We start from the raw sequence: 17905 nt of genomic DNA, 5'->3' as shown, positions 1-17905 counted from the left end.
CCGACGGCGGGCAGGCTCCGATGTGTCACCAGGGCAGTCTGCCGGGCGACGCCGGACGGCGGCAGTGGCCGGTCGGTCACCGCGCTGTCCCATATCCGCCACCGGCGATCGACCGCACGGCCCCGGGACGCTCCGGGCGGGCACCGACGGCGACACGGGGAGGTCCGTGCCGGCGCGGCGGACCGAGCGGTGGTCGGGGCGTTGGCCTACCGGGTCGGCGCGGACGGCCTGGAGGTGGTCAGCCTGGTGGCCGCGACACCGGGCGGCGGTGTCGGTACGGCGCTGCTGGAGGCGGCGACGACCACCGCCGGCGAGGCCGGTCTGGCCCGGGTCTGGCTGATCACCTCGAACGACAACCTGCGGGCTCTGCGCTTCTACCAGCGGCGCGGTCTGCGACTGGTGGGCGTCGACCGGGGCGCGGTGGATCGCGCCCGCCGGCTCAAGCCGGAGATCCCACTGGTGGGCGAGGACGGCATCCCGCTGCACGACGAGCTCGTTCTGGAACTGCGTACCGACGTCGACGGTTAACCTGCCGGCATGGCTGTCACGCCCTGGATCTCGTTGACCACCGACTACGGCCTCAGCGACGGTTTCGTGGCCGCCTGCCACGGGGTGATCGCCCGGATCGCGCCGGCCGCCCGGGTCATCGACGTGACCCATCTGGTGCCACCGGCCGACGTCCGGCGCGGAGCCGCCGTGCTGGCGCAGACGGTGCCGTACCTGCCGGTGGGCGTCCACGTGGCGGTGGTCGACCCGGGGGTGGGCACCGCCCGGCGGGGCGTCGCGCTGGCCACCCCGGGTGGGTTGCTGGTCGGCCCGGACAACGGGCTGCTGCCGGACGCGGCCGACACGCTCGGCGGGGTGACGGCGGCGGTGGAACTGACCGAGCCGGCCTGGCTGGCGGCCCGGGTGTCCGGCACGTTCCACGGCCGGGACGTCTTCGCCCCGGTGGCGGCCCGCCTGGCCCTCGGCATGAAGCTGGCCGAGGCGGGCACGGCTGTCGACCCGGACGGGCTGGTCCGGCTGCCGTCGCCGGTCGTGACCCGCGACGCCGAGGGCTTCACCGCCGAGGTGTCGACAGTCGACCACTTCGGAAACGTCCAACTGGCCGCACCGGCCGAGGCGCTCAGTCCGCTCCCGGCCACCGTCCGGGTCGGCCCGCCGGGGCCCGCGCCGGCCCGCTCGGCGGTGCGCGGGCGGACGTTCGGCGACGCGCCGGAGGGCGGCCTGGTGGTGTACGTCGACTCGGCCGATCTGGTGGCGGTGGCGGTCAACGGCGGGCGGGCGGTGGACCTCCTCGGGGTGCGCCCGGGCGACCTCCTGCGGGTGGCCGGGTGACATTCGACTATGGAATGCTGCCCCGGTGGGTGAACACGTAGTTCCCGTGGGCTGTCCCTGTTGTGCCTCTCGGACCGGCGGCGGGACCTGCCCGGTCTGTTTCTGGACCGACGACGGTCAGAGCGACGCCGACGCCGACGCGGTGCGCGGTGGCGCCAACGGCGACCTGAGCCTGTCGCATGCCCGGCTCAACTACGCCGTGTACGGGGCGAGCCACCCGCGTTACCAGGACATGGTGCGCCCCGCCCGCCCCGACGAGCGTCCCTGACCACGCCCACCGGGGAGTCGACTCAGCAGACCGGCACGGCGCCGCCGTAGACGGCGGAAATGTACGCGTGGCTGACGTACTGACCGGTGGCCAGGCGGTTCCACCTGGTGGTGGTGCGGTACGGGCCGGCGACCGACTGACCGGTGACCCAGCACTGGATCGGCACGTTGGCGAACCGCGCGGCGAGGCCACGGACCGCGTACGACGTGCTGGGCCCGCTGCGGATGTTGAGCGGCCCGTCACCGACGACGCCGCGCGGCCCGCCACCTGTCCACAGGTAGGCGACGTCCACCCAGGCGTTTGTGGTGAGTCGCAGGCCGTCGATGAAGGTGCCGTCGGCCAGGTCGATGCCGGCCGGGTTGAGTACCGTGCGCCCGAACTGGTCGCGTCCCCCGTTGTAGCCGGACTGGTACGCGGCCTGCGCCTCGGGTCGGCCCTGCGGCAGGTTCTTCCAGTTCTCCCGCACCGCGGGCGGGTTCCAGTAGTCGTCGCGGGTGTTCCACGGCCCGACGTCCCAGACCGGGGCGTACTCGCAACGGGCGCCCGTGGTGGTGCAGACCCGCACGGTGTAGTCGCCGGTGTTGAGCGGGGAGAGTCCCCGGCGCGACGGTAGCGCCGCGAAGTGGTCGCGCGGCTGGATGGTGCGGCCGTTGGCGGTCAGCTCGCCGACCAGGCCGATCCGGGTGGCGTACACCCGGTAGGTGCGGCCGGGCGTGGCGGCGGAGACGGCTGCCGTCGCGTCGGCGGTGAGCTGGACGGCGCGTACCGTCGCGGTCGCGCCGCCGGCCCGCGCGGTCAGCACCACCCGGGTCTGCACCTGGCTGACCGGCCGGTCGAAGACCGCGCCGGCGGTCGCGGCCCGCCATTCGGTCCAGCCGCTGACCCGCCATCCGCGGACCTGCGCCTCCACGGTGGCGCCGGCGGGGACGTCGGCGCTGATCTCGGCGCGGACCCGGGTGGCCGGTCGGGTGAGGGTGCGTGGTGCGGTGAGCAGCATGCCCTCGGCGACCGCGCTGTGCGGGCTGCGGGGGGTGCGCCCGGCCGCGCGGGCCTCGCGCAGCCGCAGCCCGGCGGGGGTACGCCGGACGTTGACGTCGTCGCGGTTCACTGTCGAGAGGTCGGCGCTCCACTGTTCCCCGCTCGGCGCGGCGGCGGTCAGGGTGAGCGAGGCGCCGGTCGCGGAAGGGGCGGTCGGGGAACCCCCGATCGTGGGCACCGCGGCTGCGGTGAGCACGAGGGCGAGGGCGGTGGTGAGGGTAGCGGATCGGATACGACAATGAGGTCGCGTCATGGGCATTCTCCTCAGAACCCCCCTGACCCTTCCATGTCTGTAGATCACCGGGAACCTGAGTACAAATAGCGATACATGCGAATCTTGCTCGAAAGAGGGAGGATGGCAGGATGCCCGAAGGTGACACCGTCTGGAACACGGCCCGCGTGCTGCACCGCGCGCTGGCCGGCGCGCGGCTCACCGGGTCCGACTTCCGGGTGCCGCAGCTCGCCACCACCGACCTGACCGGCTGGACCGTCCGCGAGTCGGCAAGCCGGGGCAAGCACCTGCTGCTCCGCCTCGCGGCCCCGGACGAGGCGCGGTGGACGCTGCACTCCCACCTGCGGATGGACGGCGCCTGGCGGGCGTACGCGCCGGGGGAACGGTGGAGCGGCAAGCCCGCGCACCTGATCCGGGTGGTGCTGCGCACCCCCGGCGCGGTGGCGGTCGGCTACCACCTGCACGAGCTGACCCTGGTGCCGACCACCGAGGAGGACGGCCTGGTGGGTCACCTCGGGCCGGACCTGCTCGGCCCGGACTGGGATCCGGCCGAGGCGGTCCACCGGCTCGCCGCGCACCCGGAGCAGAGCATCAGCGAGGCACTGCTCGACCAGCGCAACCTCGCCGGGGTGGGCAACCTCTACAAGTGCGAGGTGCTGTTCCTGCGGGGCGTCTCGCCGTGGACGCCCGTCGGCGCGGTGCCCGACCTGCCCGGCACGGTGGCGCTCGCGCAGCGGCTGCTGGCCGCCAACCGGGGCCGCTGGACGCAGAGCACCACCGGTTCGCTGCACCGGGGTCAGACCAGCTACGTGTACGGCCGCCGCGCCCAGCCGTGCCGCCGCTGCGGCACCGCCATCCGTAAGGAGGAGCTGGGCGAACGGGTCACCTACTGGTGCCCGGTCTGCCAGCCGGAGCATCCGGACGCCCCGCCGCCCGGCTGACGTCACCCTCGCCGACCCGGGTCGGCCCAGAAACGGACGATTGGGTAATTCCTATCCGGCCTCCGACGTCGCATGCTGCGGTTGAGTGCTCACCGCCCGTCAGCAGAGTGCCGGGGGCCGCCACGCCGGGGTGGCGATCCTCTGCCCCAACCTCGGGGAGAGTCATGGCGATCTTCCGCAGACTCCGCTCCACCTTCTTCTATCGGCCCACAGCCGACAGCCTCGGCCGGACGGTCTCCGTCCCTGCCGCGCGTACCGCCGAGGAGGCCGCCCCCGCGGCGAGCCTGGACCCGACCGCCGTGCCGCGCTGTTTCGGGCCGGTGCCGAACGTCGCGTACAGTCCCCGCCCGACGCGCGCCCCCGACGGCCGGCCGGTGCCGGGCACCGGCCTGCGGAAATTCGTCGACGCACTGCCGACCCCGGGCCGGGCCGGCGGCGCCGACCTCGTCGGACGGCTGCCGGTGGCGGTTCCCGACACGATCAGCTACCCGGGCTGCGACTACTACGAGCTCGGGCTCCAGGAGTACGCGCAACGCCTGCACCGGGACCTGCCGGCCACCCGGCTGCGCGGCTACCGGCAGCTCAACCTGGGCACCGACGCGTCCGGCCACAACACGGTGGCGCCCCCGGAGCGGCCCTGGCACCTCGGCCCGATGATCCACGCCCGGCGGGGCCGGCCGGTCCGGGTGAAGTTCATCAACCAGCTTCCCACCGGCCGGGCCGGCGAACTGTTCCTGCCTGTCGACGAGACGGTCGAGGGGGCCGGCATCGGCCCGCTGGACGGCCCGGCGCCGTACCCGCAGAACCGGGCGGTGCTGCACCTGGCCGGGGCGCAGACCGGCTGGACCAGCGCGGGCACCCCCGGGCAGTGGATCACCCCGGCCGGGGAGATCACCCCGTACCCGACCGGGACGGGCCTGACGCCCGTGCCGGACATGCCGCCACCCGGCGCCGGCGCCACCACCCTCTACTTTCCCAACGAGCAGAGCGGCCGGCTGCTGTGGTTCCACGACAACACCCTCGGTCTGGCCCGGCTCACCGTCTACGGCGGGCAGCTCGCGCCCTACCTGCTCACCGACCCGGTCGAGGACCAGCTCGTCGCCGACGGGGTGCTGCCGGCCGAGCAGCTGCCCCTGGTGATCGAGGACAAGACGTTCGTGCCGGACGACACCCAGCTCGCCGCCGAGGACCCGACCTGGGACCGGGAGCGGTGGGGCGCCCGGGGCAGCCTGTGGCACCCCCACGTCTACCAGCCCCGGCAGAACCCGTACCGCTCCGGCGGGCGCAACCCGACCGGCCGCTGGGACTACGGCCCCTGGTCGCGCAGTCCCTCCCCGGACGGCAGCCGGGCCGACGGCGGGCCGACAGTGGACGGCTGGCCGCTGGCCGACCGGATCGCCGGCGGGCCACCGCCGACCGGACCGGGGCCGGTGCCGAACCCGCACCACGACCCCGTCGGCGCGCCCGCCGAGCCGCCACTGCGCCCCGGGGTGCCGCACCCGTCCGCCGTGCCCGCGGCGTACGGCGACACCCCACTGGTCAACGGCGTCGCCTACCCGTACCTGGAGGTGCGCCCGCGCGCGTACCGGTTCCGCGTCCTCAACGCCTGCCTGGACCGCAGCCTCAACCTCCAGCTCTACCGGGCCTGCTCGGACGCGCCGATGTGGACCGAGGGCGGCGCTCTGGCCGACGCGGACGCCGGCGAGGTGCCGATGGTGCCCGCCGTACCGGCGCCGGACCGGCCGGTCGCCTGGCCGAGCGACGGGCGCGACGGCGGTGTGCCGGACCCTCGGGCCGCCGGCCCGGAGTTCGTCCAGATCGGCAACGAGGCCGGGCTGCTGCCCGCCCCGGTGGTACTGCCGAACCGGCCGATCGGGTACCGCTACGACCGGCTCGACCCGACAGTGCTGAACGTGGACGGGCACACGCTGCTGCTCGCCCCGGGTGAACGCGCCGACGTGCTCGTCGACTTCTCCACAGTGGCCCCGGGCAGCACGCTGATCCTCTACAACGACGCCCCGGCCCCGCTGCCCGGCTTCGACAGGCGCTACGACCAGCACACCGACGCGCCGGACCGGACGGCCGAGGGCGGCCCGCCGCCCACCGAACCCGGGTACGGCCCGAACACCCGGACCCTGCTCCAGTTCCGGGTGAGCGGCACGCCCGAACCGGCGTACGACCTGGCCCGGCTGCGGGAGCGGCTGCCGGGGGCGTACGCGGCCAGCCAGCGCCCGCCGATCGTGCCGCAGCCGGCGTACGACCCGGCGTTCGGCAGCCGGACGACGGCCGAGACGACGGTGTCGGCGCACGCCGACACGGTGACGTTCACGCCGCTTGGCGGCGCCGGCCCGGTGACCCTGCCGATCGAGGTCAAGGCCGCGCAGCAGGTCTTCGAACCCGGTCACGGCCGGCTGGCCGGGCGGCTCGGGGTCGCCCACCCGCACGCCGGGCCGCTCGCCCCGGCGACCCTGCCGCTCGGCCCGACCGACCCGGTCACCGAGGTGCTGTACGCCGCCGACCCGGCCGTACCGGTCGGCGCGCCGACCGACGGCACCCAGCTCTGGCGGATCAGCGGCAACGTCCGGCAGACCGAGCCGCTGCACTTCGGCGGCTGCGACGTGCAGCTCGTCAACCGGGTCGGCTGGGACGGCACGCAGCGCCCCCCGCACGGGACGGAGCTGGGCTGGAAGCAGATCGTCCGGGTCAACCCGCGCGAGGACGTGGTGGTGGCGCTCCGCCCCGTCGCCCCGGCCCTGCCGTTCAAGTTGGGCGACAGCGTCCGGTTGCTCGACCCCGGCCGCCCACCCGGTGCGCGGGTCGGGTCGACGCCGCTCAGCCCGACCGACGGGCGACCCGCGGTGGTGGTCAACCAGATGGTCAACCTCGGTTGGGAGTACCGCTGGCACAGCCAGCTCGCCGGCCACCGCGACCTGGGCATGAGCCGCCCGCTGGTGCTGCGGGTGACGCCGCGGGCGCCCACCGGGCTGACCGCCACGCCGGTGCCCGGGTCGGCCACCGCGTTGCCGGCGATAGCCCTGGCCTGGACCGGCAACGGCGGACGCCCGGCCGCGACCAGCCACCTGCTGCAACGGGCCACCGACGCGACGTTCGGCGGCGACGTCACCACGATCACCGTCGCGGCCGCCGCCACCCGCTACACCGACGCGACGGTCACCCCCGGCGTGACCTACCACTACCGGATCCGGGCGGAGAACGACGTCAGCTACTCGTCCTGGTCGAACAGCGTGCCCGCCTCGGTGCACCTCGCCGCGCCGGGCGGGCTGATCGCGGCGATCCCGCCCGCCGCGCCGCTGCGGGTGGCCCTGCGCTGGACGAACCGCTCGTTCGCCACAGGCATCGACGTGCAGCGGGCCACCAACCCGACCTTCACCAGCGGCCCGGGCACCACGGCGATCGGGGTCGGCGACAACCACCTGGACACCACTGCCGCTGCGGACACCACGTACTACTACCGGGTCCGCACCACGTACCTGGGCGCCGCCTCGGCCTGGTCGACGGTGGCCGCGGCGAGCACCCCTCCCGCGCCGGGCACCCCGAGCGAGGTGACCGCCGCCGCGAGCGCGCCGGGGCCGGACACCGCCGTTGTGGTGCTGGGCTGGACGGCGCACACGCCCGCCGGTCCGGGGTCCGGGTTCATCGTCCAGCGGGCGCTGGACCCGGCGTTCGGCCGGGAGGTGGCGACGTTCACGGTGACCGGTCGCGGCTTCACCAACACCGGGCTGGCCCGGGGAGTGACCTACCACTACCGGATCCGGTCGTTCAACGTCGTGGGCAGCTCGCCGTACACCGGGCCGATCCCGGTCACGACCCCACCGTGACGGGTGGGTCGTCAGCGGGTGGGCGCGCGCAGGCCGACGCCGCCGGAGCGCAGCTCGGCGAGGGCCGAGGCCACCCCGTGCAGCAGGTCGGTCGCCTCGGTCAGCCGGTCGGCGGCCGGGTGGGTGGGCTCCGGTCGGGCGTCCTCGGCGAGGTAGCCGGCGGCGGCGACCACCAGCCGCTCGTAGGCCGCCACGCCGCTCTCCAACTGGGCGGTGAGCGTGCGGTGCGCCTCGGCCAGCGGCGCCCGGGCGTCGGTCGGCGCGAGCCGCAGGGCCCGTTCCACGCTTGCCACCCGCTCGGCGAGGTCGCGCAACGACCGGTCGGCGGTGGCGGCCTCCCGCACGGCCGGCTCGGCCAGCCCGGTGAGCCGGGGCGCCATCCCGGCCAGGGTGAGCGACGCGCGGTCCAGTCGGGCCCACTGCTGCCCGGCGGTGGTGCCGCGCAGCGCGACCCGGCTGCGGACCCGGCGTACCTCGGCCAGCACGCCGGAGCCGACCGGCAGTCGCTCGACGGCGGCCACCAGCCGGGCCCGGGACCGGGCGGCGGCCTCGGCCGGATCCAACGCCGGGGGCGCCGGACGGGCGGCAAGTGCCCGCAGGTCGATCCACCGCCAGGCGGCCAACGCCACCGCGCTGCCCGCGGCGCCGGCCCAGGCCGCGTCCGGCAGACCGAGGCCGGCGTACGGAGTCAGCACCGCCGCGGCACCGCCGAGCCCACCGGCGAGTACGCTCCACCGCCGGGCGGACCGGCGCAGCCGACCCAGCCGACGGAAGTACCGCGTCCGCTCGTCTGCCACCGTGACCTCCTCGGACCGGTCGTTCAGCCGGCGGCGGTCGGGTCGCCGGTGCCCCGTTCGCGGGCCATGCTGGCGCGCAGCTCGTCAAGCCGGGCGGCGGCGGTCGGGTCGTTGCCCGGACCCGCCTTCTCACCCTGCACCGCCGGGCGCTGGGCCGTGCCGCCGAGCTGCTCCCCCGCCATGCTGGACCGGATCTGCTCCAGCCGGGCCGAGCCCGCCGAGTCGATGGTCGCCTTCTGGATCTCCAGCATGCGGCCCTCGACGGAGTTGCCGGCCAGTTCGGCGCGGCCCATCGCGTTGGCGTACCGCCGCTCGATGCGGTCACGCACCTCGTCCAGGGACGGGGTGTTGGTGGGCGCGGTGAGCGACGACATCGACTCCAGCGAGCGGGCCACCGTCTCCTGCATCTTGGCCTGCTCCAGCTGGCTGAGCAGCTTGGTGCGCTCGGCGAGCTTCTGCTGGAGGATCATCGAGTTGTTCTCGACGGCGCGGCGGGCCTGCGCGGCGGCGCCGAGCGCCTGGTCGTGCAGGGTCTTCAGGTCCTCGGTGGCCTGCTCGGCCGAGACGAGCTGGGTGGCCAGGGCCTGGGCGGACTGCTCGAACCGCACCGCCTCGGCCTCGTCGCCCTTGGCGCGGGCCTGGTCGGACAGCACCAGGGCCTGCCGGGCGTTGCCCTGCAACCGCTCGACCTCGGTCATCTGCCGGGACAGCTTCATCTCCAGCTGACGCTGGTTGCCGATGACCGCCGCGGCCTGCTGGACCAGCGCCTGGTGCTGCCGCTGGGCATCCTCGATGGCCTGCTGGATCTGCACCTTGGGATCGGCGTGCTCGTCGATCTTGGCACCGAAGAGCGCCATCAGGTAGTTCCAGCCCTTGACGAACGGGTTCGCCATCTCCGCGGTATCCCCTCAGTAGCGTCGCTCCACCGCGATCGGGCCGGGGTCAGCCGACCGACCGCGCACCGGCCGGTCTCCATCGTCCCAGCCGAACGCCAACAAGGCATCCGTACCGGGTGCTCGACGGGCACCGTCGGCTCCTGCGGGCCACCCTACGCGGCTGGGGCCACCTCGCCCACGGTCAACCGTCGGACCGGCTCAGGCGGCGCAGACCACGTCCCGGTCGCGCTCGGTGGGGCGGACCCGGGTGCTGCGCAGGGTCGCCCGCAGCGGCGAGTCCTGCCGGACCGACACGGCGACCTTGCCGTCGGACGTGACCTGGCGGACACCCCGGTTGGCGCCCTTGCGCACGGCGGCCGTCGCGCCGACGGGCGCGGCCTCGGCCGGCTCGTCCTGCATACCGACGAGCACCCCGGCGGGCATCTGCTCGGCGAGCGCCACGGTGTCGCTCACCTCGCGCAACAACTCGGACAGGCGGGCACCGAGCGCGTCGCAGATCGCGGCGAGCAGCTCGCTGGACGGCTCCTTGTGCCCCCGCTCGATCTCGGAGAGGTAGCCGAGGCTGACGTTGGCGGCGGTGGACACCTCACGCAGTGTGCGCTGCTGTCCCTGCCGGCGCGCCCGCAGTGCGTCACCGATCACCCGGCGTAGCAGGACCATCGCACCTCCCCCTGAGGGATACCTCTCGCCCGGCCTCGGGCAGCCGGCTGCGGCGGACCGCGCCGGCTCCGAGCGTCGGAGCCTTCCCGCAACCGTACCCGTTGTGGGGCCCGGCGACATCCCGCCCCGCCCGTCGGTTCGCCCGGGGCGGCTCATCGGCGCCCCGCGCCGGCCGTTCCCACGCCGTCGCGGGCGGCCTCGTCGGCGGCGTGGATCCGTTCGGCGAGCAGCCGCAACGCCTCGACGACGGCTGCCGAGCGCACGTGGTCGCGCCCGCCGTCCAGGTCGAGCTGACGAACCTCGCCGCCGCCCGGACCGGCGACCGCGACGTAGACGAGGCCGACGGGCTTGCCGTCCTGTGGCTCCGGGCCGGCGACCCCGGTGGTGGCGAGCCCCCAGTCCGCGCCGCAGCGCTGCCTGCCGCCCTCGGCGAGCGCCAACGCCACGTCCGGGTCCACCGGGCCGCGCTCGGCGAGCAGATCGGCCGGTACGCCGGCGAGGGTGGCCTTCAGCTCGGTGGCGTAGACGACCAGCCCGCCCCGGTAGGTCCCACTGACCCCGGCGATCTCCACGATCGACGCCGAGAGCAGACCACCGGTGAGCGACTCGACAGTGGCCAGGGTCTCGTGTCGCTGCACCAGGCTGTGCACCACACCCGCCGCCGCGCTGCCCACCGCGTTCTCTTCCCGCTCTTCCCGCTGCATGAGCTCGTCCTTCCCCACCCGCCGCACCCCAACCCTCCCGGGCCGAAGCCGTCGATCATGAAGTTATCGCCCCGACACGCCGACCCGGACGGCAATAACCTCATGATCGCCGGGGGGTGGGGTCGGGGGTGGGGTGGGGTCAGGGTTGGTGGGGGCGGCGTAGGCGGAGGGCCTGGGTGATGTAGTCGAAGCCTGTCGCCACCGTGACCAGGACGGCGGCGCCCATGATCCAGGGGCCGACGGCGACGAGGGCTGCCGGCATCGGCCAGAGGTACCAGGCGATGGCCAGGATCTGCAGCGCGGTCTTGATCTTGCCGCCACGGCTGGCCGCGATCACCCCGTGCCGGATCACCCAGAACCGCAGCCCGGTGATGCCCAGCTCACGGGCGAGGATCAGCGCCGTCACCCACCAGGGCAGCCGGTCGTAGAAGGACAGCAGCACCAGGGCCGCGCCGGTGAGCGCCTTGTCGGCGATCGGGTCGGCGACCTTGCCGACCGAGGTGACCAACCCGAACCGGCGGGCGATCCAGCCGTCCACCAGGTCGGTCGCCGAGGCCACCGCGAAGATCAGGCAGGCCGCCATCCGCCAGCCCGCGTGGGTCATCCCCGAGACGATCACCGACGCGGCGAACACCGGCACCAGCACCAGCCGCAGGGCGGTCAGCGCGTTGGCCGCGTTGAGCACGGGCACCCGCGCGACCACCCGGGCCGGCGTCGACTCCGTCGCCCCGGTCACCGTCTCGCTCCGCTCGGGTCGCCATGGCGTTTCCGGCACCGCACCACCTGGCTCCCCCGCTCCGTCCGGGCCCGCCGTCACCGTGCCGCGCCGGGCGCCGCCGAGATCATCTCATCCGGCACCGCGAGCAGATCCACCCCTTCGGTGCCGGTCACCGTGGCCCGCACCAGGTCACCCGGGCGCAACGCGGCCAGGTCGACCCCACCCTCGGCCGGTGCGACGAGGGTGGTGGAACCGTCCACCTCCGGCGCCTGGTGCGCCGCCCGGCCCTCCACCACGCCGTCGACGATCGCGTCGACGAGCACCTCGACCGTCGAGCCGAGCCGGTCCTCCGCCCGCTGCGAGCAGAGCTCGTCGGCGAGCGCGCTGAGCCGGTCGTACCGTCGCTTGATGGTCGCGGCGGAGACCTTGCCGGGCAGGCCGGCCGCCTCGGTGCCGTCCTCGTCGCTGTAGTCGAACATGCCTATCGCGTCCAGCCGCGCCTCGGTCAGGAACCGGGTCAGCTCGTCGATGTCGGCGCGGGTCTCACCGGGGAAGCCCACGATGAAGTTGCTCCGCGCGCCCGCCTCCGGGGCCAGCGCGCGGGCACTGGCCAGCAGCTCCAGGAACCGGTCGGTGGAGCCGAAACGCCGCATCCGGCGCAGCACCGGCTCGCTTGAGTGCTGGAACGACAGGTCGAAGTACGGTGCCACCCCCGGCGTGCCGGCGATCGCCTCGACCAGACCGGGCCGGGTCTCGGCCGGCTGGAGGTAGCTCACCCGCACCCGCACGATGCCGGACACGGCGGCGAGCTGCGGCAGCAGCTTCTCCAACGCGCGCGGGTCGCCCAGGTCCTTGCCGTACGACGTGGAGTTCTCGCTGACCAGCACCAGCTCGCGTACGCCGGTCTTGGCCAGCCACTCCGCCTCGGCGAGCAGCTCGTCGGGCGTACGCGAGACGAAGGCCCCACGGAACGCGGGAATGGCACAGAACGCGCAGCGCCTGTCGCAGCCGCTGGCGAGTTTCAGTGAGGCGACCGGGCCGGTGTCCAGCCGACGGCGCAGCACCTGGCGCAGGTGCGCCGGGGTGTGCTCGTCGGTGTCGACGGCGGTACGCGTAACGGTGCCGTGCCCGGGCAGGGACACGGTGGCGCTCTGGCGCTGCACCGGGGTCAGCGGCAGCAGCTCGCGGCGGTCCCGGGGGGTGTGCGCGGTGATCTGCTCACCGGCGACGACGGCGTTCAGCCGGGCGGCGATGTCCGGGTAGTCGTCGAAGCTCAGCACCGCCTGCGCCTCGGGCAGGCTGTCGGCCAGCTCCCGGCCGTACCGCTCGGCCATGCAGCCGGCGGCGACCACCTTGGCGCCGGTGCCGGCGGCGGCGAGCAGGGTCTGGATGGAGTCCTGCTTGGCCTTCTCCACGAAACCGCAGGTGTTGACGACCACCACGTCGGCGCCCTCGCCGTCGGTGGTCACCTGCCAGCCGTCGGCGTGCAGCCGGGCGGCCAGCTCCTCCGAGTCGACCTCGTTGCGGGCGCAGCCCAGGGTGAGCAGGGCGACGCGACGGCCCTCGGCGTTGTCGGAAGGAGAAGGAGAGGTGGCAGACACCATCCGAGGGTACCGGGCCGGCCAGGGAAGCCCACGCACGCGGGCCGTGCGGACGGCCGGGGCGCCCCTGGGCGGCACTCCGGTCAGCCCGCCGCCGCGCCCACCCGGGTCAGCGCGTCGAGCAGGAAGACCTCCATGCCGGCCAGGCCGGTGGAGCAGAAGACGGAGCGCTGGTCCGCCGTGGTCCGGCCGGGGACCGCGCCGGCCAGGATGCCGCCCAGGTCACGCAACCGCCCGGCGTACGGGGGCAGGGCCGCGAGCATCGGCGGTTGGTAGTCGGCTGCCTGGGCCGGCGAGTCGGTGACCAGCAGGTCGGCGACGTCCAGCAGGTCGGTGCCGAACTCGCTGCGGTCGTGCTGCTTGAAGCCGACCGCGTTGACGTGCGTGCCGGGGCTCACATCGGCGGCGCGCAGCACCGGGGTGGGGCTGGTGGTGGCGAGCACCACGATGTCCCGCCCGGTGACCGCCGCGCCCGGGTCGATGACGGCGCGCGCCGGCACGCCCAGGTCTGCGCGCACCCGGGCGGCGAAGGCGTCCCGTCGCGCCGCCGAACGGCTGTGCACCACCACCTCGCGCAGCGGGCGGACGGCCGCCGCGGCCCACACCTGCGTCCACGCCTGCCGCCCGGAGCCGATCACGCCGAGGGTCGCCGCGTCCGGCCGGGCCAGCACGTCGACCGCCACGCCACCCAGTCCACCGGTACGCCGGGAGCCCAGCTCCTCGCCGACGGCGACCGCCCGGACCACGCCGGTGCGGGCGTCGTGCAGCACCACCAGCTGCTCGCCCTGCGGGTGGCCGAACGTGTCGTACGAGCGGTAGCCGTACCACTCGCCGACCAGGTGCCCGGCGGTGAGCACCATCCGTCCCCCGCCGAGCGGGGCGGCGGCGCGGGGTGGGGCGACCAGCCGCCCCTCGTACGCGGCCACCAGGGCGACCCGCATGGCGTCGACGGTGGTGGCGGCGTCCAGGACGGCGGCGACCTCGGGATCGGCATAGAGCAGGGCCATGCCGCCATACTGCAAGTTGAAGTGAGGTAGAGGTCAACGTGTGGTGGCGGGAGTCACCACCCCGGCCGCCTGGCCGGTGCTAGCGTCTGCCGATGGCCTGGCTGGTGTTGGTGATCTCAGGATTCCTGGAGACCGCCTGGGCGATCGCCCTGGACCGCAGCGCCGGCCTCAGCCGGTTGCTTCCGTCGGTGGTCTTCGTGGTGACCCTGGTGCTGAGCATGGCCGGGCTGGCGTACGCGCTGCGCGACATCCCGGTCGGCACCGGTTACGCGGTCTGGGTCGGCATCGGCGCGGTGGGGACCGCGCTGGTCGGGATGCTGGTGCTCGGCGAGTCGGCGAGTCTGCCCCGGATCCTCTGCCTGCTGCTGGTGATCGCCGGCGTGGTCGGGCTCAAGATCTTCCACTGAAGAGGGACGCGTGACCTGCGCCCACAGTGGGTAGTGATCGGTCCGTCACCACAGGCTCTCACACCGGAGGAAGACATGGCCGACGTCCCCGGCACCGCCCGCCAGCGCACCAACGCCGCCCGGATCCTCACCATCGTGGGCTTCGTGTTCGCGGTGCTCGCCCTGCTGCTCAACCCGATCGTCTTCGGTGTGCTCGGCGTGATCGCCGGCGTCGTCGGCGCCGTCCTGGGCGACAAGCCACTGGGCTGGTACGCCGCCGTGGCCAGCGTCGTCGCCGCGATCATCAGCCTGGTGATCATCGGCGCGCTGATCAACAACTGAGCGCTCTACGTTCAGCGGGCCCGCCGGCTTCCGGCGGGCCCGTCGTACGTCTGGGACCGGTTCTTCGCGCCCGGTCAGTCCACGTCGCCGCGCAGGCCGGACAGGACGTCGTCCAGTTCGTCCGGCTTGACCAGCACGTCGCGCGCCTTCGACCCCTCCGACGGCCCGACCACCCCACGGGTCTCCATGAGGTCCATGAGGCGGCCCGCCTTCGCGAAACCGACCCGCAGCTTGCGCTGGAGCATCGAGGTGGAGCCGAACTGCGAGGTGACCACCAGCTCCACCGCCTGCACCAGCAGGTCGAGGTCGTCGCCGATGTCCTCGTCGATCTTCTTCTTGTTGTCCTGCGCCGGGGCCAGCACGTCCTTGCGGAACTCCGGCTCCCGCTGGTCCTTGCAGAACTTCACCACGTCGGCGATCTCGCGCTCGGTCACCCAGGCGCCCTGGATCCGGACCGGCTTCGAGGCGCCCATCGGCAGGAAGAGACCGTCACCGCGGCCGAGCAACTTCTCCGCGCCGGGCTGGTCCAGGATGACCCGGGAGTCCGCGAGGGACGAGGTGGCGAACGCCAGCCGGGACGGGACGTTCGCCTTGATCAGACCGGTCACCACGTCGACCGAGGGGCGCTGGGTGGCCAGCACCAGGTGGATGCCGGCGGCCCGGGCGAGCTGGGTGATCCGGACGACCGAGTCCTCCACGTCGCGTGGCGCGACCATCATGAGGTCCGCCAGCTCGTCCACGATCACCAGCAGGTACGGGTACGGACGCATCTCCCGTTCGCTGCCCGGCGGCGCCTTGATCTCGCCGTTGCGGACCTTGCGGTTGAAGTCGTCGATGTGCCGGACCCCGTTGGCGGCGAGGTCGTCGTAGCGCATGTCCATCTCGCGCACGACCCAGTCCAGCGAGTCGGCCGCCTTCTTGGCGTTCGTCACGATCGGCGTGACCAGGTGCGGGATGCCCTCGTAGCCGGTCATCTCGACCCGCTTCGGGTCGATCAGCAGCAGCCGCACCTCGTCCGGGGTGGCCCGGGTCAGGATGGACACCAGCAGCGTGTTGAGGCACGACGACTTGCCCGCGCCGGTGGCCCCGGCGATGAGGATGTGCGGCATCTTGGCGAGGTTGGCCACCACGTAGCCGCCCTCGATGTCCTTGCCGAGCGCCACCACCATCGGGTGGTGGTCGCTTGTCGCCGCCCGCGACCGCAGCACGTCGCCGAGCGCCACGTTCTCCGGGTCGGTGTTCGGGATCTCCACGCCGACCGCGCTCTTGCCCGGGATCGGGCTGAGGATCCGCACGTCCGGCGACTTCACCGCGTACGCGATGTTGCGGGAGAGCTGGGTGATCCGCTCGACCTTGACCCCGTGGCCCAGCTCCACCTCGTACCGGGTGACCGTCGGGCCACGGGTGAAGCCGGTGACCGCGGCGTCCACGTCGAACTGGTCGAAGACGCCTGTCAACGCGGCGATCACCTCGTCGTTGGCCTTGCTGCGGGTCTTCGCGGCGGCGCCGGCGCTGAGCATGTTCGCCGGCGGCAGGGTGTAGTCGCCGGACAGCCCGGTCAACGCGAGCTGCTCGGCGCGGGTGGGCGCGGGCGAGTGCTCCGGCGGCTCGGCGGGCTTGCGGCTCGCCGGCACCTTCGCCGGCGCCTTGCGCGGCAGGACCATCGTCTCCTGGAGGTCGGCGCCCTCCAGGTCCTCGAAGTCGTCCGGGTCCAGTGGAGGGGGCATCCGCTTCGCCGGCCGCTTGCGGGCCGGTCGGTTGAGGACCGTCTCGTCGGTCTCTTCGCCGACGACCACGTCCGGTGTCGCCACCAGGCTTCCAGCGAGCAGACCCAGTCGCTCGGGGATCTTGTTGATCGGCGTCGCGGTCACCACGAGCAGGCCGAAGAGCAGCAGCAGGATCAGCAACGGTACGGCCACCCACGCGGTGACCGCCCGCTCCAGCAACCCGCCCACGCCGGCGCCGACCAGCCCACCGGCGTAGTCACGCTGCACCGTGTCCGTCGGGTCCTGACCGATCTGGAGCAGCGCCGCGGTCGACACCAGCAGCGAACCCCACCCGATCAACCCGCGACCCCGGTGCTCCGGATCGGCCGGCTGGCGCATCAGCCGCCAGGCCCCGATCATCAGCAGCACCGGCACCACCACGGAGATCGCGCCCAGGAACAGCCGGATCGTGTCGGCCAGCCGCGCGCCCACCGGGCCCGCTCCGGAGAACCACAGCGCGACGGCGCTGAGCAGGGCCAACCCGAACAGCAGCAACCCGCCGCCGTCGCGACGGTGCTCGGGGTCGAGGTCGCGGGCGGAGGCGGCCTGCCGGCCGGCGGCCCGCACCGCCCACCCCATCCCGTGGGCCAGCCCCATCCACAGTGCGCCGACCGCGCGACCAACGTAGACGGCCGGCCCCGGACGGGCGGGTGTGGTGCGTCGGCGTACCGGCGCCCGAGTCTTCTTCGCCGGTTGACGGGCACGGCTGTTGGTGCCACCGCGCGGCGACGCGCCGCGTCGCCGGCTCGCCTGAGAGGTACGGCCCGCCATAGAGTCACGGTAACGGTGGGGCCGGGCAGATCGCCGCTTTTCCGGGTCGTGTCCGCGCGTCGCAGCACGGACCCCGCCGCCGGCCGTGATATCCGCCTCAGAAGGGATGCCCGATGGCGTCGCCGAGACTCGAGGACGATCCGCTGGCCGGGCACCCCGACCGGTTGCGCCCGCTGACCGGCGAGCTGGTCGCCGCGGTGCTCGCCGCGCGTGGCCGGTCGGTCGGCCGTGCCGTGAACGGTGACCTCGTCGGCCGCTTCGACGACAACCTGATCTGGTTCCTGCGTCTCGGGGCGGCCGGCGAGGTGCTCCAGGTCCGCACGATGGTCGCGCCCGCCTTCGGGATCGAGCAGGTGCCCGCCCTGTACGCGTTCTGCAACGCGTGGAACCACGACCGGCTCTGGCCGAAGGCGTTCGTGCACGTCGACGACGGCGGCCACGCCCGGATCTACGGTGAGGTGATCACCGACCTGGAGCGCGGGGTCACGCCGCACCAGCTCGACCAACTGCTCGACTGTGGCATCACGACCGGCTGCCAGCTCGCCGTCGCCGTCGGCCGGCTGCCCGGAGCGGTGTCGACGTGACCGGGCGGGAGGAGACG

The 17905-nt window shown here is 74.0% G+C and carries 17 protein-coding genes; 8 read left to right on the top strand and 9 right to left on the bottom strand.

Features of this window, described 5'->3' with window-relative positions; translation table 11 throughout:
• Positions 1 to 189 precede the first annotated feature (189 nt).
• From MILUP08_RS08830 to MILUP08_RS08820, 3 genes are read left to right on the top strand one after another with little or no spacing between them, the layout of a single operon-like run.
• Complete coding sequence (locus MILUP08_RS08830; RefSeq protein ID WP_007456768.1) at positions 190 to 528, top strand: GNAT family N-acetyltransferase; 339 nt, start codon at positions 190 to 192, stop codon at positions 526 to 528.
• Positions 529 to 537: 9 nt separating this feature from the next.
• Entirely contained in the window at positions 538 to 1338 is an 801-nt protein-coding gene (locus tag MILUP08_RS08825; protein WP_007456765.1) for an SAM hydrolase/SAM-dependent halogenase family protein, read from the top strand.
• Positions 1339 to 1363: 25 nt separating this feature from the next.
• Positions 1364 to 1606, top strand: a complete 243-nt coding sequence (locus MILUP08_RS08820) for a CPCC family cysteine-rich protein (RefSeq protein ID WP_039905669.1) — start codon at positions 1364 to 1366, stop codon at positions 1604 to 1606.
• Positions 1607 to 1628: 22 nt separating this feature from the next.
• Here the strand turns inward: MILUP08_RS08820 and MILUP08_RS08815 are convergent, their stop codons facing one another.
• Positions 1629 to 2897: a hypothetical protein gene (locus tag MILUP08_RS08815; RefSeq protein WP_007456761.1), complete on the bottom strand. Its 1269-nt coding sequence runs from the start codon at positions 2895 to 2897 to the stop codon at positions 1629 to 1631.
• A gap of 110 nt (positions 2898 to 3007) precedes the next feature.
• Here MILUP08_RS08815 and MILUP08_RS08810 point away from each other — a divergent pair, with 110 nt between their 5' ends.
• Together MILUP08_RS08810 and MILUP08_RS08805 are read left to right on the top strand one after the other, a co-directional pair.
• Positions 3008 to 3817, top strand: a complete 810-nt coding sequence (locus tag MILUP08_RS08810; protein WP_007456759.1) for a DNA-formamidopyrimidine glycosylase family protein — start codon at positions 3008 to 3010, stop codon at positions 3815 to 3817.
• A gap of 164 nt (positions 3818 to 3981) precedes the next feature.
• The gene (locus tag MILUP08_RS08805) at positions 3982 to 7656 is read left to right on the top strand and encodes a hypothetical protein (RefSeq protein ID WP_007456757.1); all 3675 of its coding nucleotides are present in this window, start codon (positions 3982 to 3984) and stop codon (positions 7654 to 7656) included.
• 11 nt (positions 7657 to 7667) lie between these two features.
• On the opposite strand, the gene pspM is transcribed toward MILUP08_RS08805, so the two are convergent.
• The 7 genes from pspM to MILUP08_RS08770 all read right to left on the bottom strand — a co-directional run bounded on the left by pspM (position 7668) and on the right by MILUP08_RS08770 (position 14039).
• Entirely contained in the window at positions 7668 to 8453 is a 786-nt protein-coding gene (pspM, locus tag MILUP08_RS08800; protein WP_007456755.1) for a phage shock envelope stress response protein PspM, read from the bottom strand.
• 23 nt (positions 8454 to 8476) lie between these two features.
• Positions 8477 to 9346, bottom strand: a complete 870-nt coding sequence (locus MILUP08_RS08795) for a PspA/IM30 family protein (RefSeq protein ID WP_007456754.1) — start codon at positions 9344 to 9346, stop codon at positions 8477 to 8479.
• A 201-nt stretch (positions 9347 to 9547) separates the two neighbouring features.
• Positions 9548 to 10009 (bottom strand): helix-turn-helix domain-containing protein, encoded by a 462-nt coding sequence (locus MILUP08_RS08790; RefSeq protein ID WP_007456752.1) that lies wholly within the window; start codon positions 10007 to 10009, stop codon positions 9548 to 9550.
• 152 nt (positions 10010 to 10161) lie between these two features.
• Complete coding sequence (locus MILUP08_RS08785) at positions 10162 to 10713, bottom strand: CinA family protein (RefSeq protein ID WP_051065904.1); 552 nt, start codon at positions 10711 to 10713, stop codon at positions 10162 to 10164.
• A 139-nt stretch (positions 10714 to 10852) separates the two neighbouring features.
• Positions 10853 to 11449 (bottom strand): CDP-diacylglycerol--glycerol-3-phosphate 3-phosphatidyltransferase, encoded by a 597-nt coding sequence (gene pgsA / locus MILUP08_RS08780; RefSeq protein ID WP_039905667.1) that lies wholly within the window; start codon positions 11447 to 11449, stop codon positions 10853 to 10855.
• Positions 11450 to 11526: 77 nt separating this feature from the next.
• A complete protein-coding gene (rimO, locus tag MILUP08_RS08775; RefSeq protein WP_039905666.1) occupies positions 11527 to 13035 on the bottom strand; it encodes a 30S ribosomal protein S12 methylthiotransferase RimO in 1509 nt (502 codons plus the stop codon).
• 80 nt (positions 13036 to 13115) lie between these two features.
• A complete protein-coding gene (locus MILUP08_RS08770; RefSeq protein WP_007456743.1) occupies positions 13116 to 14039 on the bottom strand; it encodes an ornithine cyclodeaminase family protein in 924 nt (307 codons plus the stop codon).
• 92 nt (positions 14040 to 14131) lie between these two features.
• On the opposite strand from MILUP08_RS08770, the gene MILUP08_RS08765 reads away from it, so the two are divergent.
• A complete protein-coding gene (locus MILUP08_RS08765) occupies positions 14132 to 14446 on the top strand; it encodes a DMT family transporter (protein WP_007456741.1) in 315 nt (104 codons plus the stop codon).
• A gap of 75 nt (positions 14447 to 14521) precedes the next feature.
• Positions 14522 to 14767: a hypothetical protein gene (locus MILUP08_RS08760; RefSeq protein ID WP_007456739.1), complete on the top strand. Its 246-nt coding sequence runs from the start codon at positions 14522 to 14524 to the stop codon at positions 14765 to 14767.
• A 74-nt stretch (positions 14768 to 14841) separates the two neighbouring features.
• On the opposite strand, the gene MILUP08_RS08755 is transcribed toward MILUP08_RS08760, so the two are convergent.
• Complete coding sequence (locus tag MILUP08_RS08755) at positions 14842 to 17304, bottom strand: DNA translocase FtsK (RefSeq protein WP_007456738.1); 2463 nt, start codon at positions 17302 to 17304, stop codon at positions 14842 to 14844.
• 113 nt (positions 17305 to 17417) lie between these two features.
• Between MILUP08_RS08755 and MILUP08_RS08750 the strand changes: the two genes are divergently transcribed.
• A complete protein-coding gene (locus tag MILUP08_RS08750; protein WP_007456736.1) occupies positions 17418 to 17888 on the top strand; it encodes a type III secretion system chaperone family protein in 471 nt (156 codons plus the stop codon).
• Positions 17889 to 17905 lie beyond the last annotated feature (17 nt).

This window comes from Micromonospora lupini str. Lupac 08, assembly GCF_000297395.2.
In the GTDB taxonomy this organism is placed as follows: Bacteria; Actinomycetota; Actinomycetes; order Mycobacteriales; family Micromonosporaceae; genus Micromonospora; species Micromonospora lupini.
Note: the sequence above shows the minus strand (reverse complement) of the source record. Positions and strands in the feature narration are given on the sequence as shown.

Bases quoted from the DNA above. Each gene is read 5' to 3' on its own strand.
- MILUP08_RS08795 (WP_007456754.1), bottom strand. From the start codon at position 9,346: ATGGCGAACCCGTTCGTCAAGGGCTGGAACTACCTGATGGCGCTCTTC.
- MILUP08_RS08790 (WP_007456752.1), bottom strand. From the start codon at position 10,009: ATGGTCCTGCTACGCCGGGTGATCGGTGACGCACTGCGGGCGCGCCGG.
- MILUP08_RS08785 (WP_051065904.1), bottom strand. From the start codon at position 10,713: ATGCAGCGGGAAGAGCGGGAAGAGAACGCGGTGGGCAGCGCGGCGGCG.
- MILUP08_RS08755 (WP_007456738.1), bottom strand. From the start codon at position 17,304: ATGGCGGGCCGTACCTCTCAGGCGAGCCGGCGACGCGGCGCGTCGCCG.
- rimO (WP_039905666.1), bottom strand. From the start codon at position 13,035: ATGGTGTCTGCCACCTCTCCTTCTCCTTCCGACAACGCCGAGGGCCGT.
- MILUP08_RS08760 (WP_007456739.1), top strand. From the start codon at position 14,522: ATGGCCGACGTCCCCGGCACCGCCCGCCAGCGCACCAACGCCGCCCGG.
- MILUP08_RS08810 (WP_007456759.1), top strand. From the start codon at position 3,008: ATGCCCGAAGGTGACACCGTCTGGAACACGGCCCGCGTGCTGCACCGC.
- MILUP08_RS08825 (WP_007456765.1), top strand. From the start codon at position 538: ATGGCTGTCACGCCCTGGATCTCGTTGACCACCGACTACGGCCTCAGC.
- MILUP08_RS08805 (WP_007456757.1), top strand. From the start codon at position 3,982: ATGGCGATCTTCCGCAGACTCCGCTCCACCTTCTTCTATCGGCCCACA.
- MILUP08_RS08765 (WP_007456741.1), top strand. From the start codon at position 14,132: ATGGCCTGGCTGGTGTTGGTGATCTCAGGATTCCTGGAGACCGCCTGG.
- MILUP08_RS08770 (WP_007456743.1), bottom strand. From the start codon at position 14,039: ATGGCCCTGCTCTATGCCGATCCCGAGGTCGCCGCCGTCCTGGACGCC.
- MILUP08_RS08750 (WP_007456736.1), top strand. From the start codon at position 17,418: ATGGCGTCGCCGAGACTCGAGGACGATCCGCTGGCCGGGCACCCCGAC.
- MILUP08_RS08815 (WP_007456761.1), bottom strand. From the start codon at position 2,897: ATGACGCGACCTCATTGTCGTATCCGATCCGCTACCCTCACCACCGCC.